The sequence below is a fragment of the Clostridium sartagoforme AAU1 genome (genome assembly GCF_000401215.1).
GTDB lineage: Bacteria > Bacillota > Clostridia > Clostridiales > Clostridiaceae > Clostridium > Clostridium sartagoforme.
In genome coordinates this window covers 17,930-34,808 of sequence record NZ_ASRV01000019.1, presented here as the reverse complement: position 1 = coordinate 34,808, position 16,879 = coordinate 17,930, and the positions used below count along the sequence as shown (strand labels likewise).

Here is a 16,879-nt window from a genome sequence, read left to right as displayed (position 1 = left end):
AGAATTTAGAATGTAAAATGTAGAATTATTAAAGTAATTTGAAACAAATTACTAAAGATATATTTATTTTAGTAACTCCTTAATTTTACATTTTTAATTATTAATTTTACATTGTGCAACAGCCTCTTCTAAAACTTTTCCAATAGAATCATGAATAACTAAATTAGCTTTATTATCTGCAGAAGTTGTGCTCTTATTTATAAGAATAAGATTTTTACCTCTAAAGTAATTAATAAGTCCAGCAGCTGGATAAACTACAAGTGAAGTACCGCCAATTATTAAAGTATCTGCTTTAGATATAGCTTCAATAGCACCTCTAATAGTAGCATCATCTAAACCTTCCTCATAAAGAACAACATCAGGTTTAACTCTTCCACCGCATTTTGTACAAGTGGGAACTCCTTTTGATTCTAGGATAAATTTTTCATCATAAAAGGCATTACAGCTGATACAATAATTTCTTAATACAGATCCATGTAATTCAAAAACATTTTTGCTTCCAGCTTCTTGGTGAAGTCCATCTATATTTTGAGTTATAACTGCCTTTAATTTTCCCATTTCTTCAAGTTTAGCTAATGCTATATGAGCTTTGTTAGGCCTAGCTTCAGGATAAATAAGTTTAGCTTTGTAAAAATTGAAGAATTCCTCAGGGTACCTAATGTAAAAGCTATGAGAAACTAATTGTTCAGGAGTAAAAGTTATATTAAGCTTTTCATTAAATAATCCATTGGAACTTCTAAAGTCTGGAATACCTGATTCTGTACTTACGCCTGCTCCTCCAAAGAAGACTATGTTATCACTCTCATTTATTATTTGAGTTAATTTATATATATTATTTTCCATAAAATCATCTCCAACATTATTTTTATTTATTATATCATAGGATAACTATATTTCATTATTTGTATTCTGATATAATTATAGTAGATTAAAAAGTAATTTATAAAATGAATAATTGACATTGAGTATGTTTTACTCCGTAAAACTTAAATTTAGATAAACCATTTGGACAAATTTGAGCAAACTTAGCTAGGATTTATAAATTTTAATACCTTACAATAAATACATGAGGTGAGATAAAGATGGATTATATCCAAAGTATACAAAAATCAATTGACTATATGGAAAGTAACATTTTAGAAGACATTAATTATGAGGATGTAGCAAGATATGTTTACATGTCAAATTATCATTTTCATAGATTATTTAGCATGATAACAGGTATAACGGCTAACGAATATATAAGAAAAAGACGATTGTCTATGGCTGGACAAGAAATTTCTATGTCGGATGCTAAAGTTTTAGATATTTCATTAAAGTATGGATATGATTCTCCAGAGAGTTTTTCGAAAGCATTTATGAGATTTCATGGAGTAACCCCCAGTATAGCAAGACGTTCTGGAATGGAATTAAAATCTTTTAATCGCCTTATAATAAAAATTTCATTGGAAGGTGGAACAATTATGGATTATAAGATTGTAAAAAAAGAGAGTTTTAAGTTACTAACAAAGGTTAAGGAGTTTAGAGTTGAGTCAATTTCAGAAGAAGATAATAGGGATATACCTAATTTTTGGAATGAATGTGCAGAAAGTGGAGTTCTAAAGCAATTAAAAAGTAATACAAAAAAACAGGACATTTATGGAGCTTGTAAGCCTATATCTAAAGAAAGTAAATATTTTGATTATGGAATCGCTATGGAATATTGTGGTGGTGATATACCAGAAGGATTTGTGGTATGGGATGTAAAGCCAACATTATGGGGAGTTTTTAAGTGCATAGGAGAAGATGAAAAATGTATTGGTGAAATGTGGAATAGAATATTTAATGAATTTCTACCAGGCTCAGAATATGTTATGTTAGATGATATTGATTTTGAATTATATAAAGAAGAAAATAATACAGATTGCTTTTGTGAGATATGGATACCAGTTGAAAAGAAATAAATAAAGTGGAGCTGTTGTGTAGACAGCTCCATTTTATTTTATATTTAATGGTAGGTTAATAGATTTATTAATAGCAATGATAAAATAAAGTTCTATATGGATAAAAATGTATAATGATATGGTATAATTATATAACTATATTATAGAGCAAACAAAGTATTAGAATATAAAAGGATGGTGGAGAAATAGATGAAAAATAAAGAAAAGGCATTATTAGGTATAACATGTTTTTTAGGAGGTGTTGTAGCTGGTTTTTTAATTGCACCAATAAAGAAAGGTATATACTGTGGAAATAACTGTGGAAATCATGTTTCGAACACAGAAGATTTAAAGAAAATCGCGGGAAATGATTTAGAGAAATATGTAAATGAGATAAATAATTAGCTTATATAGGAAGAGGACTATGAATGCACAAAGGAGGCTAAGGTATGAATAGGGTTATAATTATTGGATGTGGTGGAAGTGGAAAATCTACATTAGCTAGAAATTTATCTAAAAAAACTAGTCTACCAGTGATTCATCTTGATAAAATTTTTTGGAAAGAAGGCTGGGTAAATATTTCAAGAGAAGAGTTTAATGCTTTTCTTAAAGAAGAATTAAAAAAAGATAAATGGATAATAGACGGTAACTATGATAGAACTTTAAAAGAAAGACTTAAAGCCTGTGATACTGTAATATATTTAGACTATTCAAGAATAACCTGCATATGTGGTGTAATAAAAAGAACTTTATTAAATTATGGCAAGGTTAGACCGGATATGTCAGAGGGATGCCCAGAGAGATTTGATATGGAATTTATGAAATGGATATGGAATTTTAATAAAAATCATAGAGATGATTTTTATAATATTCTAAAAGCGGAAAGAGAAAAATCTGTATATATTTTTAATAACAGAAAAGATTGCAATAAGTTTTTGAATAGTATAAATGTAGATTAAAAGAAGGGGTAAATTTAATATTAAATTACTCCTTTATCTAATCTGTAAAGATTTATTTATCATAAGCTTAAGCAATATATTAAAAAGAATAATAAGGATGTTAATAATAAAATTATAGATAAATCTATTCTAAGTGAACTGTTGTTATTTTCCAAAATATCACCTCATTGAAATTATATCCAGTTCATAGAGTTATAATCAAAATTTATAAAAGTAATTGAAAAGTATATTCTAAATATAAATTTTATATTGTATTATTAATTGAATAAAAAAATAAAAAAAATCTCAAAAAAACATTTACATTTTAAAAAACATATGATATTATAAGTACATAAATAAATAAGTAGTGTGTTACTGGTTATGCAGGCAAGGACTAAAAATATTATAGATATAGATATATCTATAAGGTTTTGGTACTTTTTTTATTTTTTAATATTATTTATAAAAAGCTTCATAACTTTAATCTTAAATGGAAATAATAAATCCATAGTAGCATGAACTACTGTAGTAATCTATTTTTATTAATATAAATTTTTAAGGAGGAATTATAAATGCTACAATTTTTACAAAGAATAGGTAAAGCTATCATGCTTCCGATAGCAGCTTTACCAATAGCAGGTATTTTATTAGGAGTTGGTGGTGCTTTACTAGGAATAGCAGGACTTGACAATCCACCAGCAGTTTATCAACCACTTATATCTTTTGTTACTATTCCAGCTGTAACTGCAATATTAACAATAATGAAAAACGTTGGAGATATAATATTTGGTAACTTACCTTTATTATTCGCAGTAGGTGTTTCTGTTGGACTAGCTAAAAAGGATAAAGGAACAGCTGCATTAGCTTCAGTATTTGGTTTCATAGTTATGAACCAAGTTATTTCTACAATGTTAACTTTAGGATTAACTCAATTAGGTGTTGTTACTCCTACAGAAGTTGGTGCATATGGTACTTATGTAACTACTAACTTAGGTATATTTACATTAAATATGTCAGTATTTGGTGGTATTATAACAGGTATAGTTACAGCAATATTACACAATAAATATCATACAATACAATTACCACAAGTTATTGGATTCTTCTCAGGATCAAGATTTGTTCCTATAGTAACATCATTAGCAATGGCATTAGTTGGAGCAGTTTTAGCATTCTTATGGCCAATAGTTCAAAACGGTATAGGAGTACTTTCTGAATTAGTTAGAAATGCAGGAGCAATTGGAACATTCTTCTATGGAGTTATTGAAAGAGCTTTAATTCCATTTGGATTACACCATGTATTCTATACACCATTCTGGTTTGGATCATTTGTTGAAGGAAAGATATTAGTAGATGGAACATGGCAAACAGTTGCAGGAGCTAACACAGCTTACTTTACTCAATTATCAAGTATGGGTAGCTTAGTTGGAGCTTCATCAGCAGATATGGCAACAATAGTTTCAGGTACAACAAGATTTATGGCTGGTAAATTCCCATTCATGATATTTGGTCTTCCAGCAGCTGCTTTAGCAATGTATAGAACAGCAGCTCCAAGCAAGAAAAAAGTTGTTGGATCATTATTAGTATCAGCAGCAGTAACAGCAATGTTAACAGGTATTACTGAACCAATCGAATTTACATTCTTATTCGTTGCTCCAGTATTATACGGAGTACACTGTTTATTAGCAGGTTTATCATTCATGCTAATGGATATACTAAATGTATTCATAGGTATGACATTCTCAGGTGGTATAATAGACTTCACATTATTTGGTTTATTACCAGCGGGAGCAGGAGTACCAACTAACTGGATAATGGCTGTAATTGTTGGTCTAGTATATGCAGTAGTTTATTACTTCTTATTCTTATTCATCATTAAGAAGTTCAACTTAAAAACTCCAGGTAGAGATGAAAATGAAGAAGAAACTAAACTTTATACTAAAGCAGATTACCAAGAAAAAGCTGGAATTCCTCAAGCTGATATAAAAGAAGCTTCAAAGGGTAAAAGCAATGAAATAGTTGAAAAGGCTCCAGCAGTTTTAGAAGCATTAGGTGGAGAAGCAAATATAGTTAGTGTTGATGCTTGTATAACTAGATTAAGAGTTGAAGTAAAAGATAAAGCAAATGTAAATAAAGACAAATTAAAATCATTAGGTGCAGCTGGCGTTGTTGAAGTTGGTAATGGAATTCAAGCTATTTTCGGAGCTAAAGCAGATGCATATAAAAATGAAATTAAGAACATCCTAGATATGGATTAATATACATTGATTTTCCCTATAAATAGAGGATCATTAGATTAGCTAATGACTCCTAGACTGCTGATAAGTATCAGCAGTCTTTTTTTGTATAAAATTTTTTATTTCTTATTGACTTACATTTTAAAGGATAATATAATTTGTATATACAAATAGTATATACAAATTATTAATTTATATAAAAAGATTTATAAGTAAAATAATTATATAAAGAATTTAAGGTTTATTATAATGTAAGGGAGATTTTATATGGGGACAAAAGTCGGGTTTTCTCAAGTAAATATAACACCAGAAATTGGAGTGTTACTTTCAGGGTATGATAATTTTAGGCCTTCAAAAGGTATCCATGATGATTTATTTGCAAGAATATTAATAATTGACAATAATGAAGAATTATTATGCTTTATACAAATGGATACACTTTGTGTAGATAATTATTTTATTCAAGAATTACATGATAAAATTAAGCACTTAGGAATAAAAAGAGGAAATTTAATTGTGGGAGCTACACACACTCACTCTGGACCTAAGGGAGTTTCTGATAATATAAATGGAATACTTAATGGATTAGAAGAAATATTTGGAGAATACAATAAAAATTTAGTTGAAGATTATATTAATAAATTAATAGAAGGAGTAAGGGGAGCACTAGATAATAGAGAAAATTGTGAAATACAAATAGGAATTTCAAATGTTTATAATGTATGTAGTGAAAGGCATAATATTAAATTTCCTTGGGATACAGAATTATTTACAATTGAATTTTTACTTAATAATGGTAAAAAAGTATTAATGTATAATTTTTCATGTCATCCAACAATAATGAACCAGGAAAATTTATATATTACAGCGGATCTTCCTTCTGGTGTATTAAAGCATTTAGGAAATTCATACGATATGATTACTTTTACTAATGGAAGTGCTGGTGATATAAGTACTAGATTTACAAGAAAAGAATCATCATTTGATGAAGTAGATAGGCTTGGAAAAAATTTATCAGATGCAATTAAAAGTAGTTTAAGCAATCCTATATATAAAGGGCCTATAAATAATATACAAGTTAAAAATTATAATTTAGATTTAGAAATTAAAGATTTAGATAGTGTTGAAGAAGCTCAAAAAATATTATATGAGTTAGAAAAGAAATTAGAAGAAGTTAAGAAAAAAGAAATCTCTTATAATGATTTAAGAGTAATAGAATCTCAATATGAAGGGGCTTGCACAAATTTAAAATTTGCTAAAAATATAGGTAAAATGGATAAGCTAAATGTAGAAATAAATATAATAAAAATAAATAATTGGAATTTAATAACAGTACCTGGGGAACTTTTTTCAAGCTTAGGCAAGAAGATAAAGGAAGTTGGTAATAATATAATTTTAGGATATACCAATGGATATTATTTATATTTTGCTGATGAAAAATCTTTTGATAATAAATGCTATGAAGCTTCCTCAAGTATTATAAAAAGAGGACAAGGGGAAAAGATGATTTCTTTTATATTAGAAAAGCTAAAACAAGATTTTGATAATAAATAAAATATAAAGATTTTAAAAAGAAAATAGTGTAAAAAAATTTTACGCTAACTAAATTATGTAGGGGGTATATAAATGATAATAAACAAGTATTTAGATTTTGTAATTTCAAAACTAAAAGAAGTACAACAAACTCAAAGTCAAAATATAGAGAAGGCAGCAGACTTAATAGTAGAATCTTGTAAAAAGGGTGGAAGATTTTATGTATTTGGCTCAGGGCACTCTCATATGGTAGCTGAAGAATTATATATTCGTGCTGGAGGATTAGCATATGTACAAGGGATATTACCTCCAGAATTAATGTTACATGAAATGCCTAATAAAAGCACATATTTAGAACGATTAGATGGATATTCAAAAAGCATTCTAGATTTATATAAAGTAAATAAAAATGATACTATAATGGTTGTTTCTAATTCAGGAAGAAATAATGTACCTGTTGAAATGTGTTTATATTCAAAGGAAATAGGAGCAAGTGTTATTGCATTAACATCTCTTAAACATTCTACTAAAGTTGAATCAAGACATAAGTCAGGAAAAAATATGTATCAAATAGCAGATGTAGTAATAGATAATTGCGCTGAAAAAGGTGACGCTGCATTTTATGTAGAAGGATTTGATGTACCTATAGGAGCAACTTCAGATGCAACAGGTATAGCAATAGCTCAAGCTATAATAGCAGCTGTTATTGATAAATTAGTAAAGGCAGGAATAGAACCACCAGTATTTAAAAGTTCCAATTTAGATGGAGCAGATGAGTATAATAATGAATTATTCAATAGATATTATTAATATTTAAGATAAGTATTATATAGATTATATTATATTTGAACTAATGTTTAATAATATGCTATATTAATATAAAACATAGGCAAAAGATATAGAATTATATTAATTTAAAAGCAGGTGACTAGATAATGAAAGAATCAGGAAAGCCTATTTATAAAGAAATTATTGATTATATAAAGAATGAAATAAAAGATGGAAGGTATGAGAAAGGAGAAATTATTCCTACAGAAGAGGAATTCTGTACTCTTTTTAATACAAGTCGTATGACAGTAAGAAGGGCTATTGATGATTTAGTTAGTAAGGGGATGTTAACTCGTATAAGGGGTAAAGGAACTTTTGTGGCTAAGTTCAATATTGAAAAAACAATGAACTCTGTTTCTAAGGGATGGAGCGAAACAATGGAAGCTTTAGGTTTTAAAACTTCCTCAAAAATTTTAATGTTTGATAAAGTTAAAGCTGATAATTATATTGCAGATAATTTAAAAATACCTGTAAATAGTGAAGTTTACGTTTTGGAAAGATTAAGGTATGCAGATAATAATCCAGTAGTAATAGAAAAAATATTTATATCATCTGATAGGTTTCCTGATCTCGATCAATATGTTCTTGAGAATGAATCAGTTTATAATGTATTGAGAAAAAAATATAATATTAAGATAAATCATTCTTATCAAAAATTAAAAGCAGTAGAATTATTAGGAGAAAAAGCTAAATTCTTTTCAGATACAGGAAAAGCAATTGTCATTGAGATAGTTACCACAAACTATGATCAATATTCTAAACCTATAGAATTTGGTATAGATTATGTAAATAGTGAGGTTTATTCTTTAAGATATGTAATTAAGGAATAAAGATATTATTTTAAATTACGGATGAATTTAATTTTTAAATTTAAGAATTTTTACAAAATAGAAAAAGGCTATACTTCTGACTAAGCTAAATTACATTAAATAAGTGTGATTTATTAGTTAGAAGGATAGCCTTATTATATTAAGGATTTTTATATTAACCATAAAATTAAATATATAATTATTCAAGATTAATAAAAAGAAAATTGATACTACTAGAAACTTAGTTATAATTATATTAAAGGGAGGTCTGAATATGGATATAGGAATATTAGGCTATGGCGGAGTAGCTAAAGCTTTAATAAAATTATTACAAGATAAAAAAGATACATTAAAATCTATGAATTTAGATATAAAAATAAAATATATAATAAAAAGTGATGGTGGAATTTACAATAATAATGGAATAGATATTGAAGAAATTATAAAAAATAATTTTAATTTAAAAACATATAAAGATAAGTTTGATGAAAATATAAATATAAATACTATTATAAAAAATAAAGATATAGATACTTTAGTAGAACTAACAAACACTAATATAGAGACAGGCGAACCAGGATTAACTCATATAAAATTAGCACTAGAAAATTCTATTAATGTAGTAACAGGAAATAAAGGACCAATACTATTACAATATAAAAATCTAAAAAATTTGGCGAATAGAAATAAAGTTAACCTTGGTATAGGATGTACAACGGGAGGTGCACTTCCATCCATAAATGTTGGTACTTTTGATTTAGCTGGAGCAGAGATACTAGCAATTGAAGGGATATTAAATGGAACAAGCAATTATATTTTAAGTGAAATGTATGAAAATGAAATTGAATATGGTGAAGCTTTAAATAAGGCAATAGGCTTTGGAATTGCAGAAGCAAACTATAATTTAGATGTACAAGGTTATGATACCGCATCAAAAATATTAATATTAGCAAATGCTATTATGAATTCTGATTTAAGTATTAAAGATATTGATATAAAGGGAATAGATTTATTAGATAAGAATTTAATAATGAATGAAAAAAAGAGAGGTAATAAAATTAAGTTAATAGGAAAAGTATATAAAGAAGGTAGTCAAATAAAAGCATATGTAAGACCAGAAGTAATATGTAAAAGTCATCCTTTATACTGTGTAGATGATAAAAATAAAGGTGTATTTTATAGTACCGATACATTAGGGGATATTAGTGTAATAGGTGGTGCATCAGGAACAATGAATGCAGCAGCATCTATATTGAGAGACATTATAAATATAAATTGTGAAGCATTTTTCAGTTCACAGCGCACAGTTCACAGTTCACAGTTTTTGGAATAAAGTAACAGGGAACAGGTTATGATATAAATTGCAAAGCAATTTATAAATGAAAGAATGAAAAAATTAAGGTTATTTTGCTACACAAAACTAACTACTGTCCCTAAGCTTACCTTGAAGTAGATGTTTCTTAATTTTTAATTATAGTTTACATCTAGTACTTGTTACCTGATACTTGTTCCCTGTTACCTAAAAAAATAAAACAACTGTGCACTGTGCCTTGTGAACTGCAAACTAAAAATTTTGCTTCGCAAAATTTTACAATGGCAACTTTAGGTTGACAAAAAGCAAATAGTAATTGGTAGTATAATACACTTGTATAGGGTATTTTTTTTATAGAGGTGATAAAAATGAAATTTTCAGAAAAGTTACAGTCCTTGAGAAAGGGAAAAGGATTATCGCAAGAAAAGTTAGCGGAATTATTAGATGTATCTAGACAAGCGGTTTCTAAGTGGGAGTCTGGTCAAACCTATCCTGAAATAGAAAAGTTAATAGTATTATGTGATTTATTTGAAATAACATTAGATGAGCTAGTAAGAGATAGAGATAGTATGGTTAATGATACAGTTATTAAAGAAATTAATCTAGAAGATAAAAGCAGTAATGAATATGAAGAAAAAGACGAAAATAAAGAAACTGGTGAAAATAAAGAATTAGATGAAAATGAAGAAAAGGATGAATTGATAATATTAGGAGGGTTTATCGCTGGAACAGCAATTGGATTACTTACAAATAATTTAATGTTAGGAACAGTCGTAGCCTTTTTAGGATTAGGATTATCATATATTATAAAAGGAATTAAAATTTAGATGGCATAAGTTGCAATAGATATTTTTAGGAGAATAATATGAAAAAAGAAGAGAAAAAGATTTTAAGAAATAAAATATTATCAATAAGAGATTCACTAAATAGGAATGAAAAAGAAATAATGGATAATGAAATATTTAATAAGTTAAAAAATACGGAGTTATATAAGAATGCTAGAAACATATTTATTTATATTAGTTTTAGTAATGAAATAAATACAATAAATATAATAAAAAAAGCTTTAGAAGATAAAAAGGATGTTTTTATTCCTAAAATATATAAAACTAATAAATCAATGAAAGCAATAAAGTTAAACTCCTTTGATGATTTAAAGAAAAATTCAATGGGAATATTAGAGCCAATAGATGATTCTAAATATATTGAAAAAGAAAATATAGATTTAATAGTAGTACCAGGAGTTGTTTTTGATAAAGATTGCAATAGAATAGGCTATGGGGAGGATATTACGATAGATATTTAAAGGATATAGCTTATAAAGTTAATAAAGTTGTCTTAGCTTATGATCTTCAAGTAATTGATAAAATAGAAAGTGAAGAACATGATATTAAAGTAGATTATATAATAACTAATAGTAAAATTATAAAAAATTACCAATAATGGTTGAAAAGTATAAAAATGTAGTGTATTATAAAATATAATTAAATAAATAAAGACTTTATTAAGAATGGTGGAGGGACTGGCCCTATGAAACCTAGCAACCTACTAAATTATGAAGATATTTTGTAAATTAGTGTGGTGCTAAATCCTGCAAGCTATGGCTTGGCAAATAAGGTATTTCATTAAACTTTTTAATGAATAATTTAGTATTTTAGGTTGCTTCTTATTTTGAAGTAACTTTTTTTATTTTATTAAAAAATAATATCTAAAAGTATAAGCAATAAGCAATTATATTAAAAAGGGGGCTTTTAATATGACAAATCAATGGAAAAAAGGGACAATATGCATTCAAGGAGGGTATGCACCAAAGGCTGGAGAGCCAAGGGTATTACCAATATTTCAAACAGCGACATATAAATATGATGATCCTGATCAATTAGAAAAGTTATTTAATTTGGGGGCTGAAGGACATCTATATAGCAGAATATCAAATCCAACAGTGGGAGCATTGGAAGAAAAGTTTGCTAAACTGCAAGGTGGTATTGGGGCAGTAGCTACCTCATCAGGACAAGCAGCTTTATTATATGCAATATTAAATATATGCAGCGCTGGAGATCATGTTATATCATCAGCGAGTTTATATGGGGGAACTGTCAACTTATTTACAGTAAATCTTAAAAAAATGGGAATAGATGTTACTTTTGTAGATCCAGAAGCAAGCCAAGAAGAAATACTTTCATGTGCAAAGGATAATACTAAAGTAATATATGGAGAAACAATAGGAAATCCAGGATTAGATATATTAGATTTTGATAAATTTGCAGAGGTTGCAAGAAAATTAGAAATTCCATTTATAGTAGATAATACTGTGGGGACTCCATACCTATGTAATCCATTTGAACATGGAGCTAATGTAGTAGTGCATTCCACAACAAAATATGCAGATGGTCATGCTCAAAGTATTGGTGGAATAGTAGTTGATGGTGGAAATTTTAACTGGGCAAATGGAAAATTTAAAGATTTCACAGAACCAGATGCAAGTTATCATGGGTTAAGGTATGTAGAAAGCTTTGGAAATGCAGCATATATAACAAAATTAAGAGTTACATTAGGACGAGATTTAGGGGCGTGCCAAAGTCCCTTTAATGCTTATTTAACTAACTTAGGGCTAGAAACTCTTCATTTAAGAATGGAAAGACATTCACAAAATGCTTTAGATTTAGCAAAATGGTTAGAAAAACATCCTAAAATAAGATGGGTTAATTATCCATATATTGAAACGAGCTCTCAATATGATAAAGCAAAAAAATATTTAAAAGGTGGAGGAAGTGGATTATTAACTTTTGGAATAAATGGCGGTATAGAGGATGCAAAAAGGTTTGCAAAATCATTAAATTTAGTAGCATTAGTAGTAACATTAGGTGATGTAAGAAGCTGCCTTTTACATCCAGCAACAACTACTCATAGTCAATTATCTGAAAAAGAACAGATAGCAAGTGGAGTAACTCCTGATTTGATGAGAGTATCAATTGGAGTAGAAGATATAAGAGATATAATCTCAGACTTTGAACAAGCATTAGAATCAATATAGAGAATTTTATAAAGCTACTATTCTATATACATTATGTAGAATAGTAGCTTTTTTTTCAAATTTAATATTATTGAGAGTATTCAAATAGGCAGATAAGCTTATTTACAGCAATAAGTATATATTTTAAGACTTTGATGAATATAAATAGGGTAGAAATCCATGAATACTTGATAAACATGAGTAAAAGTTGTAACATATTAATAAGTAAAAATTAAGTCGATATATATGATGAATAAAATTTAATTCATTATTATAAAAATAGAGAACATTCTATTTGTAAAGGAGGAGTAGTAGCAATGAATATTTTAATCGGAATCTTAATACCTTTTGTAGGTACGTCTTTAGGTGCTGCTTGTGTATATTTAATGAAGAAAGAAATGAATAAAAAAGTTAATAAAATACTTCTTGGATTTGCATCAGGAGTTATGATAGCAGCATCAGTATGGTCATTAATTATTCCTTCAATAGATATCTCTAAAGACATGGGAAAATTATCATTTATTCCAGCTGCTGTTGGAATACTTGTCGGTATTATGTTTTTATATTCTTTAGATAAAATCATTCCACATATACATGTTGATGGTAAGAATGAAGAGGGATCAAAAAACTATAAATTAAGTAAAACTACAAAACTGGTATTATCAGTAGTAATTCATAATATTCCAGAAGGAATGGCTATAGGAATTGTTTTTGCAGCAGTTATGAATGAAGGTGGAGCAATAACTATTGCATCGGCTCTCGCTCTTTCTATAGGAATAGCAATTCAAAACTTCCCAGAGGGGGCAATAATATCAATGCCTATTAGAAGTGAAGGATTAAGCAAAAATAAAGCTTTTCTTTATGGAGCTTTATCTGGAATAGTAGAACCTATAGCAGCAGTAATAACTATAATATTTTCTAGTGTTGTTTCACCAATTATGCCATATCTTCTTTCTTTTGCGGCAGGAGCCATGATTTTTGTTGTAGTTGAAGAATTAATACCAGAAGCTGCAGAAGATAATTTTTCAGATATTAGTGCAATAGCTTTTTCTATAGGATTTGTAATTATGATGATTTTAGATGTAGCACTATCATAATTAAATAAATTAATTTACATTAGCATAAGGAGTGTTTTTATGTTTAATAAAGAAGAATTTCAAATTCTCAATGAAGCATTAAAGTTATATGAAGAAAAGACTACAAAGCAATTAGAATCTAGTGTTAATAATAAGGAAAAAATGGTTTCTTATAATAGAAAGCAAAAGAAAATATGGTTACTTCAAAATAAGATGAAAAAGCTTATTGAGGAAAATAAATAGAAGTCTTTTCATAAATATAATTTAATGTTAAAAGGAGATTAATATGACCGAGAAAGAAAAGATGTTAAAAGGTGATTGGTATGTGTCTTTAGGGGATGAGTTGTTTAATGATAGACAGCATGCAAATGAAGTTATGTTTGAATATAATTCATTACACCCAAAAGAAATAGAAAAAAGAATGAATTTGCTTAGGGGATTATTTGGATATACGCCTGAAGAGTTCTATATAGAACAACCATTTAGATGTGCTTATGGATATAATATACATTGGGGCGAAAAATCCTTTGCAAATTATAATTGCACAATATTAGATTGTGGAAAAGTTACTATAGGAAAAAATGTTATGATTGGGCCTAATGTAAACATATTTACAGCTAATCATGCACTTTCCGTTGAAGAGCGAATGAAAGATTTAGAGTATGCAGATCCGGTAGAGATATGTGATGGAGTTTGGATAGGTGGAGGGACTACTATTAATCCAGGTGTAAGAATAGGAAGAAACTCGGTTATTGGGTCAGGAAGTGTTGTAACTAAGAGCATTCCAGATAATGTATTAGCTGTTGGTAACCCTTGTAGAGTAATAAGAACTTTAGATAAATAGCCAAAGAATAGTTTTGTAAGATGATGATAGTTTCTGAGAGTTATAATTTAATGGAAGTAATGAAAAAAGAAGGCATTTGAAATTAATCAAATACCTTCTTTTTTATTACTTTTCTTTATTAGCTATTTCTAATATTAATCTATTTTTTAACTCGGAAACTTGAAGAGCACCTTCTTCTCCATTTTTTCTACTTCTTACTGAAGCCTCATTATTCGCAGCTTCTTTTTCACCAACAACTAATATATAAGGTATTCTTTCAAGTCTAGCTTCTCTAATCTTATAACCAATTTTTTCAGCTCTATAATCCCCATTTATTCTTATGCCTGAGTTTTTGAAATCTTTAACTATTGATTCAGCATAATCATTATATTTATCTGATATAGGAAGTACTATAGCTTGAGTTGGACATAACCAAGTTGGTAATGCTCCAGCATATTTTTCTATAAGCATAGCTAAAGTTCTTTCGTAACATCCAATTGAAGATCTATGAACTATATAAGGATATTTTTTATCACCATTTTTGTCTATATAAGTCATTCCAAATCTACTAGCAAGAGCAAAATCAATTTGAACTGTTATTATTGTATCTTCTTTACCATGAACATTCTTAAATTGTATGTCAAGCTTTGGTCCGTAGAATGCAGCTTCATCATCAGCTTCAACATAATCAATACCAAGATGATTTAGTATATCTCTCATTATATTTTGAGTGTTATTCCAAGCTTCAGGATCATTTATATATTTTTCAGTATTATTAGGATCCCATTTTGAGAATCTATAAGATATATCCTTATCTATTCCAAGAGTAGTCATAATATGATTTATTAAATCAACACAGCCTTTAAATTCTTCTTCAAGTTGTTCAGGTGTACATACAATGTGCCCATCAGCAAGGGTAAATTGTCTTACTCTTATAAGTCCATGCATTTCACCAGAAGATTCATTTCTAAATAGAGTTGAAGTTTCAGCAAATCTTACTGGTAAGTCTCTATAACTGTGTTGAGTTGCATTATATATTGAATATTGGAAAGGACAAGTCATAGGTCTTAGTGCCATAACTTCAGTATCCTTTTCTTCATCTCCTAATACAAACATTCCATCTTTATAGTGATCCCAGTGACCAGAAACTTTATATAAATCACTTTTAGCCATTAAAGGAGTTTTAGTTAATACATAACCTCTTTTTTCTTCTTCATCTTCTACCCATCTTTGAAGAAGTTGTATTATTTTAGCTCCCTTTGGCATTAATAAAGGTAATCCTTGACCGACATTTTCATCAGTAGTAAATATACCTAATTCTCTTCCTAACTTATTATGATCTCTTCTTTTAGCTTCTTCTAAGGCTTCTAAGTGAGCATCTAAATCAGATTTTTTTAAGAATGCAGTTCCATATATTCTTGAAAGCATTTTATTCTTTTCATTACCCTTCCAGTAAGCACCAGCGCTTCTAAGAAGTTTAACTGCTTTAACAGGTTTTAAAGATATTAGGTGTGGTCCAGCACATAAATCAATAAAGTCACCCATTTTATAGAAAGATATAACCTCATTTTCATCTAAATCATTTATTAGCTCAACTTTATAGGATTCATTAGCTTCTTCCATAAGTTTTAAAGCTTCAGATCTTGGTAGTTCAAATCTTTCAATTGAAGGATTTTCTTTTATTATTTTTCTCATTTCATCTTCTATCTTTATTAAATCATCAGCACTAAATGACTTTTCTACATCAAAGTCATAGTAGAAGCCATCATTTATTGCCGGTCCTATAGCTAACTTTGTATTTGGATATAATCTTTTAACAGCGTATGCTAAAACATGAGATACACTATGTCTTAATGCATCTTTCCCTTCTTGTGAGTCAAATGTACAAATAGCAAGTTCACTATCCTCATTTACTGTATGACGTAAGTCAACCACCTTTCCATTAACTATTCCACAGCAAGCATTTCTAGCTAAACCTTCGCTAATTGATTTAGCTATGTCTAAAACAGAAATACCAGCTTCAACTTCTTTTATTGATCCATCTTTTAAAGTGATTTTAATCATTTTATTTTCTCCTTCCATGTTATATAAATAAAATATCGCAATTGCGATTTATGGTTCATTAGCCTTAAAATAATATTTTTATAAATAAAAAAGCCCTCATCCCTTCAAAATAATAGAAGGGACGAGAGCATTAAATTCTTAATTTCCCGCGGTTCCACCCTAATTTGCCTAAAGTTAGGCCACTTAAGATATCGTAACGTGATATAAACGGACTTTATTAAAGTCACTCAGAGGTGGTTTTCAACTAGATTCAAATAAGATAATTTCACCAAATATATCCCTCTCTGAAAATGAAAATTAGTTTACTCTTCTCTTCAACGTGTT

15 protein-coding genes, 1 pseudogene, 1 riboswitch and 1 other annotated feature (1 of these 18 only partly in view) are annotated in these 16,879 nt (G+C 28.3%); of the genes and pseudogenes, 14 read left to right on the top strand and 2 right to left on the bottom strand.

The annotated features are described in order from the left end of the window. Window positions 1-93 precede the first annotated feature (93 nt). Window positions 94-843, bottom strand: a complete 750-nt coding sequence (locus tag A500_RS01335; protein ID WP_016205800.1) for an NAD-dependent protein deacylase — start codon at window positions 841-843, stop codon at window positions 94-96. A gap of 239 nt (window positions 844-1,082) precedes the next feature. Between A500_RS01335 and A500_RS01330 the strand changes: the two genes are divergently transcribed. The 14 genes and pseudogenes from A500_RS01330 to A500_RS01265 all read left to right on the top strand — a co-directional run bounded on the left by A500_RS01330 (window position 1,083) and on the right by A500_RS01265 (window position 14,512). Next, a complete protein-coding gene (locus tag A500_RS01330; protein ID WP_016205799.1) occupies window positions 1,083-1,943 on the top strand; it encodes an AraC family transcriptional regulator in 861 nt (286 codons plus the stop codon). A gap of 189 nt (window positions 1,944-2,132) precedes the next feature. Continuing rightward, window positions 2,133-2,327 (top strand): hypothetical protein, encoded by a 195-nt coding sequence (locus A500_RS01325; RefSeq protein ID WP_016205798.1) that lies wholly within the window; start codon window positions 2,133-2,135, stop codon window positions 2,325-2,327. Between the two features lie 44 nt (window positions 2,328-2,371). Next, on the top strand, window positions 2,372-2,881 hold the full coding sequence (locus A500_RS01320; protein ID WP_016205797.1) for a DNA topology modulation protein: 510 nt from the start codon (window positions 2,372-2,374) through the stop codon (window positions 2,879-2,881). A 551-nt stretch (window positions 2,882-3,432) separates the two neighbouring features. Further along, window positions 3,433-5,118 carry a PTS transporter subunit EIIC gene (locus tag A500_RS01315; protein ID WP_016205796.1) on the top strand — a complete coding sequence of 562 codons (1,686 nt, stop codon included), beginning with the start codon at window positions 3,433-3,435 and terminating at the stop codon, window positions 5,116-5,118. Between the two features lie 246 nt (window positions 5,119-5,364). Next, window positions 5,365-6,651, top strand: a complete 1,287-nt coding sequence (locus A500_RS01310) for a neutral/alkaline non-lysosomal ceramidase N-terminal domain-containing protein (protein ID WP_016205795.1) — start codon at window positions 5,365-5,367, stop codon at window positions 6,649-6,651. A gap of 72 nt (window positions 6,652-6,723) precedes the next feature. Further along, the gene (locus A500_RS01305; protein ID WP_016205794.1) at window positions 6,724-7,440 is read left to right on the top strand and encodes an SIS domain-containing protein; all 717 of its coding nucleotides are present in this window, start codon (window positions 6,724-6,726) and stop codon (window positions 7,438-7,440) included. Between the two features lie 125 nt (window positions 7,441-7,565). Then, window positions 7,566-8,288 (top strand): GntR family transcriptional regulator, encoded by a 723-nt coding sequence (locus A500_RS01300; RefSeq protein ID WP_016205793.1) that lies wholly within the window; start codon window positions 7,566-7,568, stop codon window positions 8,286-8,288. Between the two features lie 253 nt (window positions 8,289-8,541). Beyond that, on the top strand, window positions 8,542-9,600 hold the full coding sequence (locus A500_RS01295) for a homoserine dehydrogenase (RefSeq protein ID WP_016205792.1): 1,059 nt from the start codon (window positions 8,542-8,544) through the stop codon (window positions 9,598-9,600). A gap of 374 nt (window positions 9,601-9,974) precedes the next feature. After that, window positions 9,975-10,406 carry a helix-turn-helix domain-containing protein gene (locus A500_RS01290; RefSeq protein ID WP_242835020.1) on the top strand — a complete coding sequence of 144 codons (432 nt, stop codon included), beginning with the start codon at window positions 9,975-9,977 and terminating at the stop codon, window positions 10,404-10,406. Between the two features lie 38 nt (window positions 10,407-10,444). Then, window positions 10,445-11,022: pseudogene (locus A500_RS01285) on the top strand (5-formyltetrahydrofolate cyclo-ligase). A gap of 55 nt (window positions 11,023-11,077) precedes the next feature. Further along, window positions 11,078-11,198: riboswitch (SAM riboswitch) on the top strand. A 137-nt stretch (window positions 11,199-11,335) separates the two neighbouring features. Further along, complete coding sequence (locus tag A500_RS01280) at window positions 11,336-12,613, top strand: O-acetylhomoserine aminocarboxypropyltransferase/cysteine synthase family protein (RefSeq protein WP_016205789.1); 1,278 nt, start codon at window positions 11,336-11,338, stop codon at window positions 12,611-12,613. Window positions 12,614-12,909: 296 nt separating this feature from the next. After that, window positions 12,910-13,689, top strand: coding sequence for a ZIP family metal transporter (locus A500_RS01275; RefSeq protein WP_016205788.1), 780 nt, complete (start codon window positions 12,910-12,912; stop codon window positions 13,687-13,689). Between the two features lie 39 nt (window positions 13,690-13,728). After that, window positions 13,729-13,911 (top strand): hypothetical protein, encoded by a 183-nt coding sequence (locus tag A500_RS01270; protein WP_016205787.1) that lies wholly within the window; start codon window positions 13,729-13,731, stop codon window positions 13,909-13,911. 43 nt (window positions 13,912-13,954) lie between these two features. Beyond that, window positions 13,955-14,512 carry a sugar O-acetyltransferase gene (locus A500_RS01265; protein ID WP_016205786.1) on the top strand — a complete coding sequence of 186 codons (558 nt, stop codon included), beginning with the start codon at window positions 13,955-13,957 and terminating at the stop codon, window positions 14,510-14,512. 105 nt (window positions 14,513-14,617) lie between these two features. On the opposite strand, the gene thrS is transcribed toward A500_RS01265, so the two are convergent. Continuing rightward, window positions 14,618-16,555, bottom strand: coding sequence for a threonine--tRNA ligase (gene thrS / locus A500_RS01260; protein ID WP_016205785.1), 1,938 nt, complete (start codon window positions 16,553-16,555; stop codon window positions 14,618-14,620). A 114-nt stretch (window positions 16,556-16,669) separates the two neighbouring features. Then, window positions 16,670-16,879 (bottom strand) — a binding site (T-box leader); it runs 3 nt beyond the window's last position.

Excerpts from the sequence above, each read along its gene's own strand:
- A500_RS01335 (WP_016205800.1), bottom strand. The coding sequence starts at position 843 with ATGGAAAATAATATATATAAATTAACTCAAATAATAAATGAGAGTGAT.
- A500_RS01330 (WP_016205799.1), top strand. The coding sequence starts at position 1,083 with ATGGATTATATCCAAAGTATACAAAAATCAATTGACTATATGGAAAGT.
- A500_RS01325 (WP_016205798.1), top strand. The coding sequence starts at position 2,133 with ATGAAAAATAAAGAAAAGGCATTATTAGGTATAACATGTTTTTTAGGA.
- A500_RS01320 (WP_016205797.1), top strand. The coding sequence starts at position 2,372 with ATGAATAGGGTTATAATTATTGGATGTGGTGGAAGTGGAAAATCTACA.
- A500_RS01315 (WP_016205796.1), top strand. The coding sequence starts at position 3,433 with ATGCTACAATTTTTACAAAGAATAGGTAAAGCTATCATGCTTCCGATA.
- A500_RS01310 (WP_016205795.1), top strand. The coding sequence starts at position 5,365 with ATGGGGACAAAAGTCGGGTTTTCTCAAGTAAATATAACACCAGAAATT.
- A500_RS01305 (WP_016205794.1), top strand. The coding sequence starts at position 6,724 with ATGATAATAAACAAGTATTTAGATTTTGTAATTTCAAAACTAAAAGAA.
- A500_RS01300 (WP_016205793.1), top strand. The coding sequence starts at position 7,566 with ATGAAAGAATCAGGAAAGCCTATTTATAAAGAAATTATTGATTATATA.
- A500_RS01295 (WP_016205792.1), top strand. The coding sequence starts at position 8,542 with ATGGATATAGGAATATTAGGCTATGGCGGAGTAGCTAAAGCTTTAATA.
- A500_RS01280 (WP_016205789.1), top strand. The coding sequence starts at position 11,336 with ATGACAAATCAATGGAAAAAAGGGACAATATGCATTCAAGGAGGGTAT.
- A500_RS01275 (WP_016205788.1), top strand. The coding sequence starts at position 12,910 with ATGAATATTTTAATCGGAATCTTAATACCTTTTGTAGGTACGTCTTTA.
- A500_RS01270 (WP_016205787.1), top strand. The coding sequence starts at position 13,729 with ATGTTTAATAAAGAAGAATTTCAAATTCTCAATGAAGCATTAAAGTTA.
- A500_RS01265 (WP_016205786.1), top strand. The coding sequence starts at position 13,955 with ATGACCGAGAAAGAAAAGATGTTAAAAGGTGATTGGTATGTGTCTTTA.
- thrS (WP_016205785.1), bottom strand. The coding sequence starts at position 16,555 with ATGATTAAAATCACTTTAAAAGATGGATCAATAAAAGAAGTTGAAGCT.